Here is a 17,125-nt window from a genome sequence, read left to right on the forward strand (position 1 = left end):
CGCCGTTCTGACGGACGCCCTGAAAGGCATTTATGCGTGACTTCTTGCAGTGACCACCCGGACGATGACGGTGCTGAGCACCAGATTGATGACCAGCTCCAGCACAAAGTTGATTCCGGTAAGGCCAAAAATGATATAGTACACGATGTCCGTTCCACCCGCCCAGGCTACCAAGATGTCGTGGAACAGCAGGGTCAGGCACAGGCAGAACAGGCCGGTATTTACCACCGGGCTGACGATGCCTGCCGCAATAGCGCCCACAATCGGGGCCAGAGGGCCTTTGGAAATAGCCTGATAGACGGCACCGGCACACAGACCAGCCAGGATGCCCTTGGCCAGACAGACCACCGCGGTGAGGAAAGGGTTGGCGTTCCACAGGACACTTCCGCCCGGATCCCAGCCCAAAATACAGGCAATCAAAACCACAACACCGAATACGCCGCCCAGATAAGCGCCCGCTTTAGGCCCATACAAAGCCGCGCCGATGATAATGGGGGCCAACGCCAGAGTAATGGAAAACGGACCGAACTTGATGAAACTGGCGACTATCTGCAGGACCACAATAATGGCTGTCAATAAAGCCAGTCCTGTCAGGCGTCTGGTTTTCTCGCTTGCTCTCATATGAAATTACCTCCTGCTGCCGCTCCTCTTTGAGAGGATGCAGCGCACTCTTTATTTACCCACGGCAATTGCCGTTGAGTACCATTTCAGGCCTTTTTGGCTTTTCGGGTATTCTTCTGATAGAGCAGATAGAGCCCCTTCATAACCAAATCGGCGTCGTATTGGATCTCATGCCTGCAATAGCACAGGATCCGGGGGGCGTTGCCGCCGGTAGCCACTACGGTCACCGGCTGGCCGATCCGCGCCTCAATGCGGTCCACCATGCCGTCCACCATACTGGCGTGGCCGTACAGCACACCGGAGCGCATGGCCTCCTCCGTGGTGCGGCCCAGCAGATCCACCTGGGCCGGGCTCTCAATGGAAATGGGCGGCAGAGCGGCGGCCCGCTCCGACATGGCCCGCAGGGCCAGGGTCAGGCCTGGCATGATGATGCAGCCCTCATACACGCTGCCCTGAATCAGGGACAGCGAGGTGGCAGTTCCCATATCGATCATCACGATCGGGCTCTGATAGCCCGCCATGGCGGCCACTGAGGAGGCCACGATATCACTGCCCAGCTGATCATGGATCTCTGCCTTGATGTTCAGACCGGTTTTGATACCGGGTCCTACGACCAGGGGGGCTTTTCCGGTCATCCGGGTGATAGTGTCCGCAAAAACCGCGGTCAGCGGCGGCACCACACTGGAGAGAATGGCGCCGGTCACTTCCCGGATTTCAGCGCCGTACAGTCGGAACACACCGAACAGATCGATGGCGCACTGATCCCGGGTCTTGCTCTGGGAGGTCTCCAGGGTGGAGCGGAAACTCAGCTTGCCGGTCTGGTCAAACAGGCCCACCGTCGTATTGGAATTGCCCACATCCACCGCCAGAATCATAGCTCCGTACCCCTTTCCCGTTGTTATCCTCCGGTATTGTACCAGCTATTTCTCCCAGCGTCAAGCAGCGGGGCAGCCTTCAGAGGCTGTCCCGCTGTGTATTCAGATCTTCTGGCAGATGAGATCGCCCATCTGTTTGGTACCGATGGGGGTGACGCCAGGCTCGGCGATGTCGGCGGTACGCCAACCCTCGGCCAGCACGGCGTCCACTGCCGCCTCCACTGCGTCCGCCTCGGCGGCCAGGTGGAAGGAGTAGCGGAACATCATGGCTACCGACAGGATGGTTGCAATGGGATTGGCCTTGTCCTGACCGGCGATGTCGGGGGCGGAACCGTGGATGGGCTCGTAGAGGCCGGGAGCCATGTCCCCGATGGAGGCGGAGGGCAGCAGGCCGATGGACCCGGTGACCATGGAGGCCTCGTCGGACAGGATATCACCGAACATATTCTCGGTCACCACCACGTCGAACTGACCGGGATCACGGACCAGCTGCATGGCGCAGTTGTCCACCAGCACATCCTCGTACTGGACATCGGAGTACTCCTCCGCCAGACGGTGCATGACGCTCCGCCACAGGCGGCTGGTCTCCAGGACGTTGGCCTTGTCCACGGAGGACACCTTTTTCCGGCGAAGCCGGGCCAGCTCGAAGGCACGGCGGCCAATGCGCTCGATCTCCTTCTCGGAGTAGGCCATCCGGTCGGCGCACTCCATGCCCCGGTCCTCGGTCTGATACTTCTCCCGCTGGCCGAAGTAAATGCCGCCGGTAAGCTCCCGCACCATCATCAGGTCAATGCCCTTGTCCGCCGTTTCCTTCTTCAGAGGACAGGCGTCCGCCATAGCGGGCCGGAGGGTGGCGGGCCGCAGGTTGGCATACAGGCCCAGATCCTTGCGGATGGCCAGCAACGCGGTTTCAGGCCGCTGCTCGGCAGGCTTGTCGGAGCCCCACTTGGGGCCGCCAACAGCACCCAGCAGCACTGCGTCGCAGGCCTTGCACTTCTCGGCAGTACCGTCCGGGTAGCTCTTCCCCACCGCGTCGGTGGCACAGCCGCCCAGCAGGACCTCTTCATATATAAAGGTATGGCCGAATTTTTCTCCCACCGTGTTCAGGACCTTGACGGCCTCCCCTACCACCTCGGGACCAATGCCGTCGCCCCGGATCAGGGCAATCTTGTAATTCATTTCGCCACACCTCGCGCTTTCAGAGAATTGAGCAGCCCGCCGGCCTCGATGATCCGGTTTACAAACTCCGGGAAGGGCGCCGCCTGCCAGGTCTTGCCCTGGGTCTCGTCGGTGATGGTGCCGGTGGCGAAGTCCACGCTCACAGTATCCCCCGCCTGGATCTCGGCGGCCGCTTCGGCGCTCTCCATGATGGGCAGGCCGATGTTGATGGCGTTGCGGTAGAAGATACGGGCAAAGGAGGGCGCGATGACGCACTTGACACCGCAGGCCTTGATGGACAGGGGCGCGTGCTCCCGGGAGGAGCCGCAGCCGAAGTTATTGCCCGCTACAATGATATCGCCCTGCTCCACAGTGGAGGCAAAACTGGCGTCGATGTCCTCCATGCAGTGGGAGGCCAGAGATTTTTCGTCGGGTGCATTCAGATACCGGGCCGGAATGATCACGTCGGTATCCACGTTATCGCCATACTTATATACTTTCATGCCTAAAACCTCCCTTACAGCTTCCGGGGATCGGCCACACAGCCCGCCACAGCGGATGCGGCGGCCACCGCCGGGTTGGCCAGGATGATCTCGGAGGACACAGGACCCATGCGGCCCACAAAGTTGCGGTTGGTGGTGGAAATGGCCCGCTCATTGTCGGAGAGTACGCCCATATGGCCGCCCAGGCAGGGGCCGCAGGTGGGCGTGGACACGGCGCAGCCGGCCTCGATAAAGATCTGGATCAGGCCCTCGGCCATAGCGTCCAGAGTGATCTGCTGGGTGGCAGGCAGAACGATGCAGCGCACGCCCTTGGCCACCTTCCGGCCCTTGAGCACCGCAGCGGCCTGCCGCAGGTCGTCCAGCCGGCCGTTGGTGCAGGAGCCGATGACCACCTGGTCGATGTGGGTGCCCTCCACCTGGTCGATGGTGCGGGTGTTGGAGGGCAGATGGGGCAGCGCCACCGTGGGCTGGAGGGTGTTCAGATCAATGACCACTTCCTGGTCGTACTGAGCGTCCGGGTCGGGCTCCACCGCCTCCCAGGGGCGGTTTACACGGCCGGCCAGATAGGCCCGGGTCTTGTCGTCCACCGGGAAGATGCCGTTCTTGGCGCCAGCCTCAATGGCCATATTGGCAATGGTAAAGCGGTCATCCATGGACAGCTCGGCTACCCCTTCCCCGGCAAACTCCAGGGACTTGTACAGGGCGCCGTCCACGCCGATGGTACCGATGAGGTGGAGGACCACGTCCTTGCCGGATACATAGGGTTGCAGCTTGCCCTTCAGGGTGACCTTGATGGCGGCGGGCACCTTGAACCAGGCAAGGCCGGTGGCCATGCCGGCGGCCATGTCGGTGGAGCCCACGCCGGTGGAGAACATGCCCACCGCACCGTAAGTACAGGTGTGGGAATCGGCGCCGATCATGCACTCGCCGGGGGCAGTCAGGCCCTGTTCAGGCAGCAGGGCGTGCTCCACACCCATACAGCCCACGTCATAGAAGTGGGTGATGTCAAACCGTTTGGCAAACTTCCGGGCCTGGGCGCACAGCTGAGCGGACTTGATATCCTTACAGGGGGTGGAGTGATCCAGCACCAGGGCGATCTTGTCCTTGTCAAACACCTGGGTCAGCCCCGCCTTGTCGAACTCTGTGATGGCTACCGGGGCGGTAATGTCGTTGCCCAGCACCATATCCAGTTTAGCCTCTACCAATTGGCCAGGGACAACATGATCCAGGCCGGCGTGCTTGGCCAGGATCTTCTGAGTCATGGTCATTCCCATGGTTGAGAGCCTCCTTATGCTTTATTTGAAATCAGGATACCACAAGGGGTTGTCAAAAGAATGTAAACCATGCTACAATTACCGTGGGAGGCGAAGGCCAATGCTGCGCAATATCTGGACCCCGCTGGCTGACGGCCAGCCCATTCAGCACAAGGAACCCGGTCAGATGATCTATCTGCAGGACACCCGGGCGGAGTGTTTTTATTACATCGTGTCGGGCACGGTAAAGTGCTTTATCAGCTCCCCGGAGGGGGACGAGCGGATCCTCACCCTGCCCCACGCGGGCGAGCTGATCGGCGAGGCCGCCTTTTTTGACCAGCAGCCCCGGGTCTCCTCCGCCATGGCGGTAACCAAGTGTGATCTGGTGGCTGTGACCCGGCAGCGGCTGGAGCAGGTGTTCGCAGCCCGTCCCGGCCTGGCTATCGCCATGCTGGAGAATCTGGCCCAGCGGGTCCGTATGCTCTCTGAGCATGTGGACGGCGAATTCCTCCAGGCTGACAAGCGGATCGCCCGCCACTTGCTGTCCCTGATCCCGGAGGCGGACGGTCGGTTGAAATGCACCCATGAGGAGATCGGCGCCTCGGTGGGCGTCAGCCGGGTGACAGTAAGCCGGGTCCTGGGTGAGTTTGATAAAAAAGGATGGGTACAGACCGGTTACAAGCTTCTGCGGCTGCTGGACCGTCCGGCGCTGGAGCGTTTTCTGCGGGACGAATAAAAAAGCATGGGAAACATCGTTTCCCATGCTTTTTTGTTACAGAATAATGCAGATCAGGCCGCCGGAGCCCTCGTTGATGATGCGCTGCAGGGTTTCCTGGAGCTTGGCCCGGGCATCCTCCGGCATTCGCTTGAGCTTGCCGTTCAAGTCCTCGCTCACCAGCTCATGGAAGGACTTGCCGAAAATATTGGACTGCCAGATGGCCTTGGTATCCCCTTCGAACTCCTGGAGCAGGAAGTTGACCATCTCCTCGCTCTGCTTTTCGTTGCCCACGATGGGAGATACTTCGGTCTCAATATCCGCCCGGATCATGTGTATTGCGCGGTACAAACAGAAGGCTTCCCACGCCTGCGCTGGATCAGATAGGTCCAGCGCTCCGTGGAGATATGAAGGGTCAGCCTGACCTGGACGGTCCGCGGCGCCTGACCCGGCCAGGCCTCGATCCGGTCCACCAGCGCCTCAATGACCCCGCGCTGGAACCCCTGGTCAAATTCCAATTCCTGTTTCAGAGCCGGACGCAGGATCTCCTCCGGTATGGCTTTTGCCTGCTCCTGCCGGAGGCGGCACTCCAGCTCCTCCAGCCGGGTGCGTATCTGCGCCAGTTCCTCATTGAAGCCCTCGTTGCGCTGGGTGAATTCCTCATCCGAAATGCGCCCGGCTACATTCAGGTCCAGCAGCCTGTCCTTCCGCCGCAGGATCTCCGCCATGATGTGCCTGGATTGGGTGATGTACCGGTTCTGTCTGACGCCGGCCTGAAAGCTGCCGTAGATCCCAAGCAGACTTTGGAGCAGTTCCTCCTTGTCAAGCGGCAGCTGTTCCAGGATCTGCCGGATCAGCTCGTCCAGCTCCTCGGTGTAGAGAACCGGCATGATGCAGCCTGCCCTCCCCTTCCGGGCGTATTCCCGGCACTGCCACGCCTCCCTGTCCTCTGTCCTGTAGTGGTAAAGCGTGCGGTGGTACGGGATCTGGTGTTGGGAGCAGATGATCTTGCCGCTGTAGGGATATTTGTTCTGGTAGCTGCTCCTGTCCCCGGACCCTTGGGACAGCGCGCGCCGATTCAGGATGGCATTGGCCTTGTCCCACAGTTCTTCCGATACGATGGGCGGCACCGCTTCCTCATCCTTGTACATGACCCACTCCGACTGGGGCATTTGCCTGCGCCGGCTGAGCTTATAGTCATATTTGCAGCTCTTCCCGCCGCAGTAATAGCCCTTGTATTTGGGGTTGGACAGGATTCCCCGGATTGTACTGAAGGACAATGTACCCCCCTTGGTGTTCCGGTAGCCCTGCTCGGTCAGCTGGGCGGCGATGGCCCGGATTCCCATACGCCGGTTGGCGTAGAGATCGAAAATCAGGCGGACCATCTCCGCCTCCTCCTCACGGAGCACCAGTTTCCCGTCCTGTTTCTCATATCCCCATATCTTGCTGTTTCCCAGCACCACCCCGGCCTCAATGGCCCGTCTGAAACCGAACCGGACCCGCTCGGAGATTTTGCGCACCTCATCCTGGGCGATGGAGGACATGATGGTAAGCCGCAGTTCCGCATCCGGCATCAGCGTATTGATGTTGTCCGACTGGAACAGTACGCCAACCCCGTATTTCAGCAGCTCCTGGGTGTAGCGGATGCTGTCCAGGGTATTGCGGGAAAAGCGGGAAATCTCCTTGGTGACGATAAAGTCAAACTTTCCTTCCCCTGCGTCGGCGATCATCCGCAGAAACTGCTCCCGCTTATCCGCACTGGTCCCGCTGATTCCCTCGTCCACATATCCCTCCACAAAGGTCCAGGCCGGGCATTTGGCGATGAATTCCGTATAGTATTGAGTCTGGGCAGACAGTGAATGGAGCTGTTCCTCCTTCTCGGTGGACACTCGGGCGTAAAAGGTCACCCGCAGCGCCAGATCGTAAATGCTCTTGCCGCCGTTCAGTGCGCTGCGGGCCTCAAAAAGGTCCATGCGCTCCCTCCTTTCCTGCTAAAAAACCGGCAAGCCCTCCGCAGAAGGAGAGCTTGCCGGCTCTTTTTGCTCTAGGTCCATTGCAAGATCCGCTGTTTTGCCTGCTGGTACATCTCGTATGTAATGGTCTTTTTCCGATAGAGTCCCTCATTGACCTGGAGCATCAGCTCCCGTTTCAGCAGGATCAAACCATCCATGGCAGTCACACTCCCGGAATATCCTATTCCGGCGGGGCCGCTTGTATGCGGAAAACTCAGATATTGATGGGATAGGTGCCGGTAAAGCAGCCGTCGCAGAAGCCGCAGGAGGCGTCCGGCGCAATCCGGTGAAGATCCTCCAGGCTCAGGAAACCCAGGCTGTCCGCTCCGATCAGCTGGCGGATCTCCTCCACGGAGTAGCGGCAGGCGATCAGATTCTCCTTATCCGGAATGTCGGTTCCGAAATAGCAGGGGGCGATAAAGGGCGGCGCGGAGGAGCGCATATGGACCTCCGCGGCTCCGGCCTCCCGCAGCAGGGTGACGATCTGCCGGGAGGTGGTACCCCGCACGATGGAGTCGTCGATCATCACCACCCGTTTGCCCTCCACGCAGCTTTTCAGCGGTCCAAGCTTGATGCGCACTGCCTGTTCCCGGCTCTGCTGCCCCGGCGTGATAAAGGTGCGGCCGATATAGCGGTTCTTGACCAGCCCCACGCCATAGGGGATACCGGATTCCTCCGCATATCCCATGGCGGCGTCCAGGCCGGAGTCCGGCACACCGATGACCACGTCCGCCTCCACCGGATAGGCCCGGGCCAGCAGCCGCCCCGCCCGGCGGCGGGCCTCATGGACGGACTGGCCGCAGATCACCGAATCCGGCCGGGCAAAATAGATATACTCAAAAATGCACATATGGCTGGTGGCGCTTTCACAGTTCTCCCGGATAGAGGATATCTTGCCCCCTTCCACCACCACGATCTCGCCCGGTTCCACTTCCCGCTCAAAGCGGGCGCCCACCGCATTGAGTGCACAGCTCTCCGAGGCGAATACCACGGCCTCTCCCCTGCGGCCCATGCACAGGGGCCGGAATCCCCAGGGGTCCCGGGCGGCGATCAGCTTCTGGGGGGACATGACCAGCAGCGAATAGGCGCCCCGCAGACCCTTGACCGCCTGACAGACCGCCTCCTCCACCGAGCCGCAGCGCAGCCGCTCCTGGGCAATGGCATAGGCGATGAGCTCCGAATCCGTAGTGGTTTGAAAGATGGCCCCACGGTACTCAAACGTGGTGCGCAGTTCCCTGGTATTTACCAGGTTCCCGTTGTGGGCCACAGCCAGTGTACCCTTCACATAGTTGAGGGTCAGCGGCTGGGCGTTCTCCCGGCGCCCGCCGCCGGTGGTGGCATAACGCACATGGCCCACCGCCATAATGCCGTTGAGCCGGTCCAGAGTAGCCTGATCGAATACCTCACCTACCAGGCCCACATCCTTGTGGAAGGACAGCTCCCGGTCGTTGATGGCCGCGATGCCGCAGGATTCCTGCCCACGGTGCTGAAGGGCATAAAGGCCATAATATACTGTGCGGGCGCAGTCGCCGGCTGGATCATAAATTCCAAACACACCACATTCTTCGTGGATGGGCATAGTTCCATTCCTCCTGCTCAAAAAAAGAAAAGGGCACTGCGGCCTTACTTGCCGCAGCGCCCTTACTGCTGACAGAAGTATTATAATGAGGCCTATTCCCATTGTCAAGGCGATTCAGCGTTCCTTATCGCAATTTATGCATGCTGCGATTGTAAATCCTGCATAAATTGATTTGAGGAAGTGAAAGGCATTTTTGTTTTGAAAAATAAAATGTTTTGAATTCCATAAAAGTGCTTGACACTTGGCGCTAAAAAGACTATACTTTCGCCCATAGTCGAGGACAAAGATGTTCCCGCCCGGATGGCAGGAATGTCTTTGTCCTTTTTTATTTGAATGTCCGAAAGGAGCTGCTTGCAATGTCGTACACCAAGGAAGAAATCATCCGCCGCGTAAAGGAAGAGGATATCGAGTTTATCCGTCTCCAGTTCACGGACATTTTCGGCCAGCTGAAAAATGTGGCCATCACCGCCTCCCAGATCGAGAAGGCTGTGAACAACCAGATCATGTTTGACGGATCTTCCATTGAGGGCTTTGTACGCATCGACGAGTCCGATCAGTACCTCTACCCCGACCTGGATTCCTTTGCTGTGTTCCCCTGGCGTCCCAGCCACGGCAAGGTGGCCCGACTGATCTGTGATGTCTATAATCCTGACGGCACTCCTTTTGTGGGTGATCCCCGCTATGTGCTCAAGCGGGTGCTGCAGAAGGCCAAGGACATGGGCTATGATGCCTTCAACGTAGGTCCTGAGGCGGAGTTCTTCCTGTTCCAGACCGATGACGAGGGTAAGCCCACCATCAAGACCAACGATGAGGCCGGCTACTTCGACCTGGGCCCTCTGGATCACGGCGAGGGCACCCGGCGCGAGATCTGCATGGCTCTGGAGCAGATGGGCTTTGAGATTGAGGCCAGCCACCACGAGGTGGCTCAGGGCCAGCATGAGATCGACTTTAAGTATGCCGAGGCCCTCCACGCCGCCGACAACATCATGACCTTCAAACTGGCGGTCAAGACCCTGGCCCAGAAGAACGGCCTCCACGCCACCTTTATGCCCAAGCCCATTTTCGGCATCAACGGCTCCGGCATGCACACCAACATGTCCCTGTTCCGGGGCGGCAAGAACGTGTTCTATGACGCTGAGGGCGAGAAGGGCCTGTCCCACGAAGCGTATAGCTTTATCGCCGGCCTGCTGGCCCATGTGAAGGGCATGGCGGCCGTCACCAACCCTCTGGTCAACTCCTACAAGCGGCTGGTGCCCGGCTATGAGGCCCCCTGCTACCTGGCTTGGTCTGCCTCCAACCGCTCCGCCCTCATCCGGATCCCCGCCGCCCGCGGTCAGTCCACCCGTGTGGAGCTCCGCTCCCCCGACCCCGCCTGCAACCCCTACCTGGAGCTGGCGGTCTGCCTGGCCGCCGGCCTGGACGGCATCGAGAAGGGTTTGACCCCGCCCGCTGAGGTGACCGAGAACATCTTCGCCATGGATCAAGCCACCCGGAAGGCCAAGGGTATTGATTCCCTGCCCGGATCTCTGGAGGAGGCCATCGCCGCTCTGGAAGGCGACCAGCTGATTTTGGACACCCTGGGTGAGCACGTAGCCGCCAACTATATCGAAGGCAAGAAGAAGGAATGGGATGAGTTCCGTACCCGCGTCTCCTCCTGGGAGCGGGAGAAATATATCATCAACTACTAAGCGCGCATCTGCCCCACGGCGCAGTTGGGAGGGATCTCTGGAATGGATCAGGTGATCGTCGCCTTTGAAAACCAAAAGAATCTCTGGAGGGTCAAAGAGCTCCTGGAGGCCTCCGGCGCTTTTTCCTGCATCGTGTGCAAGTCTGCCGACCAGGTGCGGCGGACGGTACGCAAGCTGCATATTACCGCTGTGGTGTGCGGCTATAAGCTGTCCGACCAGTCGGCCGAAACCCTGTTCGAGGATCTGCCCCTCTCCTGCGCCATGCTGGTGCTTGCCTCCCAGGATCTGTTGGAGCTGATCCAGAATGACGATATTTTCCGCCTGGCCACCCCCGTCTCCAAGGGAGATCTGGTGGCATCGGTGCGGATGCTGACCCAGATCAGCCGCCGGCTGGAGCGGTTTGTGCGCCCCGCCCGTACCCAGGAGGCCCAGGAGGTCATCGAGCAGGCCAAGCGTCTGCTGATGGACCGCAACGGCATGACGGAGGAACAGGCCCACCGTTTCCTGCAGAAAGTCAGTATGGACAGCAGATCCAAATTAACCCAGACCGCACAAATGGTTCTGGATGGCGCAGAATTGGGATAATAAGAGACGATGTAGTCTCGCGGCGGCAGTCCGGGACGTGACTGCCGCCGTTTTTATCAAGTAACCGGAGAGGAGATGCGTATATGAGGACACAAGCGCAGCAAGGGCTGTACCGCCCATGCTTCGAGCACGATGCCTGCGGGATCGGTGCTGTGGTGGATATCAAGGGACGGCCCACCCATCAGACCGTGGATGACGCGCTGAAGATCGTGGAAAAACTGGAGCACCGGGCCGGAAAGGACGCCCAGGGAGAGACCGGAGACGGCGTCGGCATTCTGGTGCAGGTGTCTCACCGCTTCTTTTCCAAGGCGGCTGGTATTTCCCTGCCCGAGGCCAGAGACTATGGCGTGGGTATGTTCTTCTTCTCTCAGAATCTTCTCCGGCGCAGTCAGGCCAAGAAGCTCTTTGAGCTGCTGACCGAGAAGGAGGGCATGGAGTTTCTGGGCTGGCGCACGGTACCGGTCTGTCCTGAGATTCTGGGCCGGCGGGCCCGGGAGAAGATGCCCTATATCGAGCAGGGCTTTGTCCGCCGTCCGGAGGGCACGGCACCCGGTCTGGATTTCGACCGGAAGCTCTACGTGCTCCGCCGGGTATTTGAGCAGTCCTGTCCGGACACCTACGTTCCCTCCCTCTCCAGCCGCACTGTTGTCTATAAGGGGATGTTCCTGGTCCGTCAGCTGCGGGCCTTCTATCCCGATCTGGACGATCCCGATTACCAGTCCGCCCTGGCGCTGGTCCACTCCCGTTTCTCCACCAACACCAACCCCTCCTGGGAGCGGGCCCATCCCAACCGCCTCATGGCCCACAACGGCGAGATCAACACCATCCGGGGCAACGTGGACCGTATGATGGCCCGGGAGGAGACCATGTCCTCCCAGGCCCTGGGCGACGACATGTCCAAAGTGCTCCCGGTGGTGTCCGCCTCCGGCTCGGACTCCGCCATGCTGGACAACACCCTGGAATTTCTGATGATGGCGGGCATGGACCTGCCTCTGGCGGTGATGGCCTGCATCCCGGAACCCTGGATGGGTGACAAGGCCATTTCCCGCACCCGCCGGGACCTGTATCAGTACTACGCCACCCTGATGGAACCCTGGGACGGCCCGGCCGCCATCCTGTTTTCCGACGGCGACATGGTTGGGGCGGTGCTGGACCGCAACGGCCTGCGTCCCTCCCGCTATTATGTCACCACCGACGGGCGTCTCATCCTCTCCTCCGAGGTGGGTGTGCTGGATCTGCCCCCGGAGCTGATCGCCCAAAAATCCCGGCTCCAGCCCGGTAAAATGCTGCTGGTGGACCTGAAGCAGGGCCGCATCGTGGGAGACCAGGAGCTGAAGGAATCCTACGCCGCCCGGCAGCCCTACGGCGAGTGGCTGGACGGCAACCTGCTCCACCTGGCCGATCTGCCCATTCCAAACAAGCGGGTGGAGCGGCATACCTCTGAGCAGCTCCATCGCCTGCAAAAGGCCTTTGGATACACTTATGAGGACGTACACGACACCATCCTGCCCATGGCCCGGACCGGAGCGGAACCCACCGCCGCCATGGGCGCGGATATTCCCCTGGCTGTGCTGGACAATCAGGACCGCCCCCTCTTCCACTATTTCCAACAGCTCTTTGCCCAGGTGACCAACCCGCCCATGGACGCCATCCGGGAGGAAATCGTCACTGACACCACCGTATACGTGGCTGATGACGGCAATCTGCTGGAGGAGAAGCCGGAAAACTGCCGGGTGCTCCAGATCCACAACCCCATCCTGACCTCCACCGACATGATGAAGATCAAGGCCATGGACCGTCCCGGCTTCCATGTGGCCACCGTCTCCCTGCTCTATTACACCAACACCCCCCTGGAGCGGGCTTTGGACCAGCTGGCGGTGGCGGTGGACCGGGCCTGGCGGGAGGGCGCCAACATCATCGTGCTCTCCGACCGGGGCGTGGATGAGAACCATGTGGCCATCCCCTCCCTGCTGGCGGTGTCCGCCATGGAGCAGCACCTGATCCGCACCAAGAAGCGCACTGCCGTCTCCATCCTGCTGGAATCCGCCGAACCCCGTGACGTACACCACTTCGCCGCCCTGCTGGGCTACGGCGCCCGGGCGGTGAACCCCTACCTGGCGGAGGAGACCATCGTGGAGCTGATCGAGGAGGGCCTGCTGGACAAGGACTTCCACACAGCGGTCAACGACTACAACGCCGCCATCCTCCACGGGATCGTGAAGATCGCCTCCAAAATGGGTATCTCCACCCTTCAGTCCTATCAGTCCGCCCAGATCTTTGAGGCGGTTGGTATCCGGCAGGACGTGATCGACAAATACTTTACCAACACCGTCTCCCGGGTGGGCGGTATCGGTCTGGAGGAGATCGCCGCGGGTGTGGACCGCAACCACGCCAAGGCCTTCGATCCCCTGGGCCTGGAGACCGATCTGGAGCTGGACAGCCTGGGCCGCCACAAGGCCCGGGCCGGCGGTGAGGATCACCTCTACGATCCCCAGACCATCCACCTGCTCCAGCTGGCCACCCACCGGGGCGACTACCAGCTGTTCAAGCAGTACACCGCCAAGGTGGATGACGAAACACGGCCCCACACTCTCCGGGGCCTGCTGGACATGAAGTACGCCGCCCAGCCCATCCCCCTGGATCAGGTGGAGAGCGTGGACTCCATCGTCAAGCGCTTCAAGACCGGCGCCATGAGCTACGGCTCCATCTCCCGGGAGGCCCACGAGTGTCTGGCTCAGGCCATGAACCTGCTGGGCGGCAAGTCCAACTCCGGCGAGGGCGGCGAGGAGCCCGACCGGCTGAACGACCCCACCCGGAACTCCGCCATCAAACAGGTGGCCTCCGGCCGCTTCGGCGTCACCAGCGAGTATCTGGTGAGCGCCAAGGAGATCCAGATCAAGATGGCCCAGGGGGCCAAGCCCGGCGAGGGCGGCCATCTGCCCGCCGGCAAGGTGTACCCCTGGATCGCCAAGTGCCGCCACGCCACCCCCGGCGTTGCCCTTATCTCTCCCCCGCCCCACCACGATATCTACTCCATTGAGGACCTGTCCCAGCTCATCTACGACCTGAAGTGCGCCAACCGGAAGGCCCGCATCTCGGTCAAGCTGGTCAGCGAGGCGGGCGTGGGCACCATCGCCGCCGGCGTGGCCAAGGCGGGCGCCCAGGTGGTGCTCATCTCCGGCTATGACGGCGGTACCGGCGCAGCGCCCCGCACCTCCATCCACCACGCCGGACTGCCCTGGGAGCTGGGTCTGGCGGAAGCCCACCAGACCCTGATCCAGAACGGCCTGCGCTCCCGGGTGGTGGTGGAGACCGACGGCAAGCTCATGAGTGGCCGCGACGTAGCCATCGCCTGTATGCTGGGCGCCGAGGAATTCGGCTTTGCCACCGCTCCCCTGGTGACGCTGGGCTGCGTCATGATGCGGGTGTGCAACCTGGATACCTGCCCCGTGGGCGTGGCCACCCAGAACCCGGAGCTGCGGAAGCGGTTCTGCGGCAAGCCGGAGTATGTGGTCAACTTTATGCGTTTTGTGGCCCAGGACCTGCGGGAGCACATGGCCAGGCTGGGCGTGCGCACGGTGGACGAGCTGGTGGGCCGCACCGACCTGCTCTCCCTCCGCTCCCCTGCCGTCAACGAGCGGGCCGCCTCGGTGGATCTGTCCGCCCTGCTCCAGGTGCCGGCGGCAGAACCGGGGGTCAAGACCCACTTCGACCCCGCGGACGTCTATGATTTCAAACTGGAAAACACGGTAGACCTGCGGCTGCTGGAGAAACAGCTGGGTTCCGCTCTGGAGCGGGGCGAGCCCCGGCGGCTGAAGATCTCTGTCTCCAGCACCGACCGGGCACTTGGCACCATCCTGGGCTCCGACGTGACCCGGCTCCACGGCAATTCTCTGCCGGACAACACCTTCACCATCAAGTGTACCGGCGGCGGCGGCCAGTCCTTCGGCGCGTTCCTGCCCAAGGGCCTGACCCTGGAGCTGGAGGGCGACGCCAACGACTACCTGGGCAAGGGCCTCTCCGGCGGCTCCATCGTGGTCTATCCCCCCAGGGGCAGCGCCTTTGACCCGGCGGAGAATATCCTGGTGGGCAACGTGGCCCTGTATGGCGCCACCAGCGGTACGGCCTACCTGAACGGTGTGGCCGGCGAGCGGTTCTGCGTGCGCAACTCCGGAGCCACCGCGGTGGTGGAGGGCGTGGGCGACCACGGCTGCGAGTATATGACCGGCGGCCGCGTGGTGGTCCTGGGTCCCACGGGCAAGAACTTTGCCGCCGGTATGAGCGGCGGCGTAGCCTATGTGCTGGACGAGCACAGGGACCTGTACCTGCGCCTGAACAAGGAATTGGTATCCATGGAGCCTGTGACCGAGCCCCATGATGCTGCCGAACTGCGGACCCTCATCCAGGCCCATGCCGACGCCACCGGTTCCCCCAAGGCCAAGGCCATTCTGGAGCATTTTGAGGAAATGCTCCCCCTCTTCAAAAAGATCCTTCCCTACGACTATGACCGGATGCTCCGTGCCATTGCCCGCTGCGAGGAAAAGGGCATGAGCAAGGAGGAGGCCCAGGTGGAGGCCTTCTATCTCAACACCAGAAAGGCAGGGGAATAACATGGGAAAACCCACCGGATTCTTGGAATACCCGCGCCGGGGCAATCCGGCCCAGCCGCCCCTGGAGCGCATCCGCCATTTTCAGGAGTTCCATCCCAGGCTGAGCGATGAGGAGCGGCGGCAGCAGGGCGCCCGGTGCATGGCCTGCGGCGTTCCCTTCTGCCAGTCCGGCGCGGTGCTCAACGGCATGGTGTCCGGCTGTCCCCTCCACAACCTGGTGCCGGAGTGGAACGACCTGGTCTATACCGGACACTTCGACCACGCTCTGGCCCGGCTTCTGAAGACCAATAACTTTCCGGAGTTTACCGGCCGGGTCTGCCCTGCTCTGTGCGAGGCCGCCTGCACCTGCGGCCTTCACGGCGACCCGGTGACCGTCCGGGAGAATGAGCTGGGCATCATAGAAGATGCCTGGGAACATGGGCTGATGACACCCCGTCCCCCCAGAAGCCGTACCGGAAAGCGGGTGGCAGTGGTTGGCTCCGGCCCCTCCGGTCTGGCCTGCGCTGACCAGCTCAACCACCGGGGCCACACGGTCACCGTCTTTGAGCGGGAGGACCGGCCCGGCGGCCTGCTGATGTACGGCATCCCCAACATGAAGCTGGAAAAGCCGGTGGTGCTCCGCCGGCTGGAGCTGATGGCCGCCGAGGGGATCACCTTCCGCACCGGCGTGGATGTGGGCAGGGATATGGTGCCGGAGGAGCTGCTGCAGGACTATGATGCGGTGGTGCTGTGCTGCGGTGCCGCCCAGCCCCGGGATCTGGCCGTTCCCGGCCGGTCTGCGGATGGTGTCTGGTTCGCCGTGGACTTTCTGAAGGAGACCACCCGCAGTCTGCTGGACCACGACCTGGCCGAGGGCACCTACCCCTCCGCCAAGGGCAAACAGGTGGTCATCGTGGGCGGCGGCGATACCGGCAACGACTGCGTGGGCACCTGTATCCGCCACGGCTGTGCCGGTGTGGTGCAGCTGGAGATGATGCCCAAGGCGCCGGACAGCCGGACGGAAAACAACCCCTGGCCCGAGTGGCCCAGAGTGTGCAAGACCGACTATGGCCAGGAGGAGGCAGCTGCCGTCTTCGGCCACGATCCCCGTCTCTACCAGACCACAGTGACCGAGCTGCTGGCCGACGAGAAGGGCGCTCTCCAGGCGGTCAAGACGGTGCAGCTGGACAAGAAGCTCCAGCCGGTGCCGGGCACCGAGCAGACCCTGGAGTGCCAGCTGCTCCTGATCGCCGCCGGCTTCCTGGGTCCCCAGTCCTATGTGCCTGAGGCCTTTGGCCTGGAGCTGACCCCCCGCTCCTGCGTGAAAACGCCGGAGGGCAGCTATCAGACCAACGTGCCCGGCGTCTTTGCCGCCGGGGATATGCGCCGCGGTCAGTCCCTGGTGGTGTGGGCCATTCAGGAGGGCCGGAGCGCCGCCCGGGAAGTGGACGCCTACCTGATGGGATATACCAACTGAATCAATACAGAAGGGGCGGACACCTGGGTGTCCGCCCCTTCCGTTTGTTCTAAACTTCTGTTTGCTGCAT

The 17,125-nt window shown here is 61.6% G+C and carries 13 protein-coding genes and 1 pseudogene; 5 read left to right on the forward strand and 9 right to left on the reverse strand.

The features are described 5' to 3' along the window. Positions 1 to 30 precede the first annotated feature (30 nt). From E0E41_RS00520 to leuC, 5 genes are all read right to left on the reverse strand, one after another. Entirely contained in the window at positions 31 to 621 is a 591-nt protein-coding gene (locus tag E0E41_RS00520; protein WP_130868276.1) for an ECF transporter S component, read from the reverse strand. Positions 622 to 707: 86 nt separating this feature from the next. Continuing rightward, the gene (locus E0E41_RS00525) at positions 708 to 1,496 is read right to left on the reverse strand and encodes a type III pantothenate kinase (RefSeq protein ID WP_130868277.1); all 789 of its coding nucleotides are present in this window, start codon (positions 1,494 to 1,496) and stop codon (positions 708 to 710) included. A 102-nt stretch (positions 1,497 to 1,598) separates the two neighbouring features. Further along, positions 1,599 to 2,675 (reverse strand): 3-isopropylmalate dehydrogenase, encoded by a 1,077-nt coding sequence (gene leuB / locus E0E41_RS00530; RefSeq protein ID WP_130868278.1) that lies wholly within the window; start codon positions 2,673 to 2,675, stop codon positions 1,599 to 1,601. Beyond that, positions 2,672 to 3,157 carry a 3-isopropylmalate dehydratase small subunit gene (locus tag E0E41_RS00535; protein ID WP_130868279.1) on the reverse strand — a complete coding sequence of 162 codons (486 nt, stop codon included), beginning with the start codon at positions 3,155 to 3,157 and terminating at the stop codon, positions 2,672 to 2,674. The genes leuB and E0E41_RS00535 overlap by 4 nt, the downstream gene beginning before the upstream one ends. A gap of 14 nt (positions 3,158 to 3,171) precedes the next feature. After that, positions 3,172 to 4,431 carry a 3-isopropylmalate dehydratase large subunit gene (gene leuC, locus E0E41_RS00540; protein ID WP_130868280.1) on the reverse strand — a complete coding sequence of 420 codons (1,260 nt, stop codon included), beginning with the start codon at positions 4,429 to 4,431 and terminating at the stop codon, positions 3,172 to 3,174. Between the two features lie 100 nt (positions 4,432 to 4,531). Here leuC and E0E41_RS00545 point away from each other — a divergent pair, with 100 nt between their 5' ends. Further along, positions 4,532 to 5,146 (forward strand): Crp/Fnr family transcriptional regulator, encoded by a 615-nt coding sequence (locus E0E41_RS00545; RefSeq protein WP_130868281.1) that lies wholly within the window; start codon positions 4,532 to 4,534, stop codon positions 5,144 to 5,146. A gap of 36 nt (positions 5,147 to 5,182) precedes the next feature. Here E0E41_RS00545 and E0E41_RS00550 read toward each other — a convergent pair. The 4 genes and pseudogenes from E0E41_RS00550 to purF form a co-directional block, all read right to left on the reverse strand. Further along, a pseudogene (locus tag E0E41_RS00550) lies at positions 5,183 to 5,467 on the reverse strand (sporulation stage IV protein A); the annotation flags it as partial. After that, complete coding sequence (locus E0E41_RS00555) at positions 5,455 to 7,098, reverse strand: recombinase family protein (RefSeq protein ID WP_130868282.1); 1,644 nt, start codon at positions 7,096 to 7,098, stop codon at positions 5,455 to 5,457. The gene E0E41_RS00555 and the pseudogene E0E41_RS00550, both read right to left, overlap by 13 nt. A gap of 71 nt (positions 7,099 to 7,169) precedes the next feature. Further along, positions 7,170 to 7,295, reverse strand: a complete 126-nt coding sequence (locus E0E41_RS19080; RefSeq protein ID WP_278045174.1) for a hypothetical protein — start codon at positions 7,293 to 7,295, stop codon at positions 7,170 to 7,172. A gap of 56 nt (positions 7,296 to 7,351) precedes the next feature. Further along, complete coding sequence (gene purF / locus E0E41_RS00560; protein ID WP_130868283.1) at positions 7,352 to 8,716, reverse strand: amidophosphoribosyltransferase; 1,365 nt, start codon at positions 8,714 to 8,716, stop codon at positions 7,352 to 7,354. Positions 8,717 to 9,072: 356 nt separating this feature from the next. On the opposite strand from purF, the gene glnA reads away from it, so the two are divergent. The 4 genes from glnA to E0E41_RS00580 all read left to right on the forward strand — a co-directional run bounded on the left by glnA (position 9,073) and on the right by E0E41_RS00580 (position 17,055). Further along, complete coding sequence (gene glnA, locus E0E41_RS00565) at positions 9,073 to 10,404, forward strand: type I glutamate--ammonia ligase (protein ID WP_130868284.1); 1,332 nt, start codon at positions 9,073 to 9,075, stop codon at positions 10,402 to 10,404. Between the two features lie 42 nt (positions 10,405 to 10,446). After that, the gene (locus E0E41_RS00570) at positions 10,447 to 10,989 is read left to right on the forward strand and encodes an ANTAR domain-containing response regulator (protein ID WP_130868285.1); all 543 of its coding nucleotides are present in this window, start codon (positions 10,447 to 10,449) and stop codon (positions 10,987 to 10,989) included. Positions 10,990 to 11,072: 83 nt separating this feature from the next. Next, positions 11,073 to 15,599, forward strand: a complete 4,527-nt coding sequence (gene gltB / locus E0E41_RS00575) for a glutamate synthase large subunit (RefSeq protein WP_130868286.1) — start codon at positions 11,073 to 11,075, stop codon at positions 15,597 to 15,599. A 1-nt stretch (position 15,600) separates the two neighbouring features. Continuing rightward, positions 15,601 to 17,055: a glutamate synthase subunit beta gene (locus E0E41_RS00580; RefSeq protein WP_130868287.1), complete on the forward strand. Its 1,455-nt coding sequence runs from the start codon at positions 15,601 to 15,603 to the stop codon at positions 17,053 to 17,055. Positions 17,056 to 17,125: the final 70 nt, after the last annotated feature.

It is taken from the genome of Intestinimonas massiliensis (ex Afouda et al. 2020) (assembly GCF_900626285.1).
In the GTDB taxonomy this organism is placed as follows: Bacteria; Bacillota; Clostridia; order Oscillospirales; family Oscillospiraceae; genus Flavonifractor; species Flavonifractor massiliensis_A.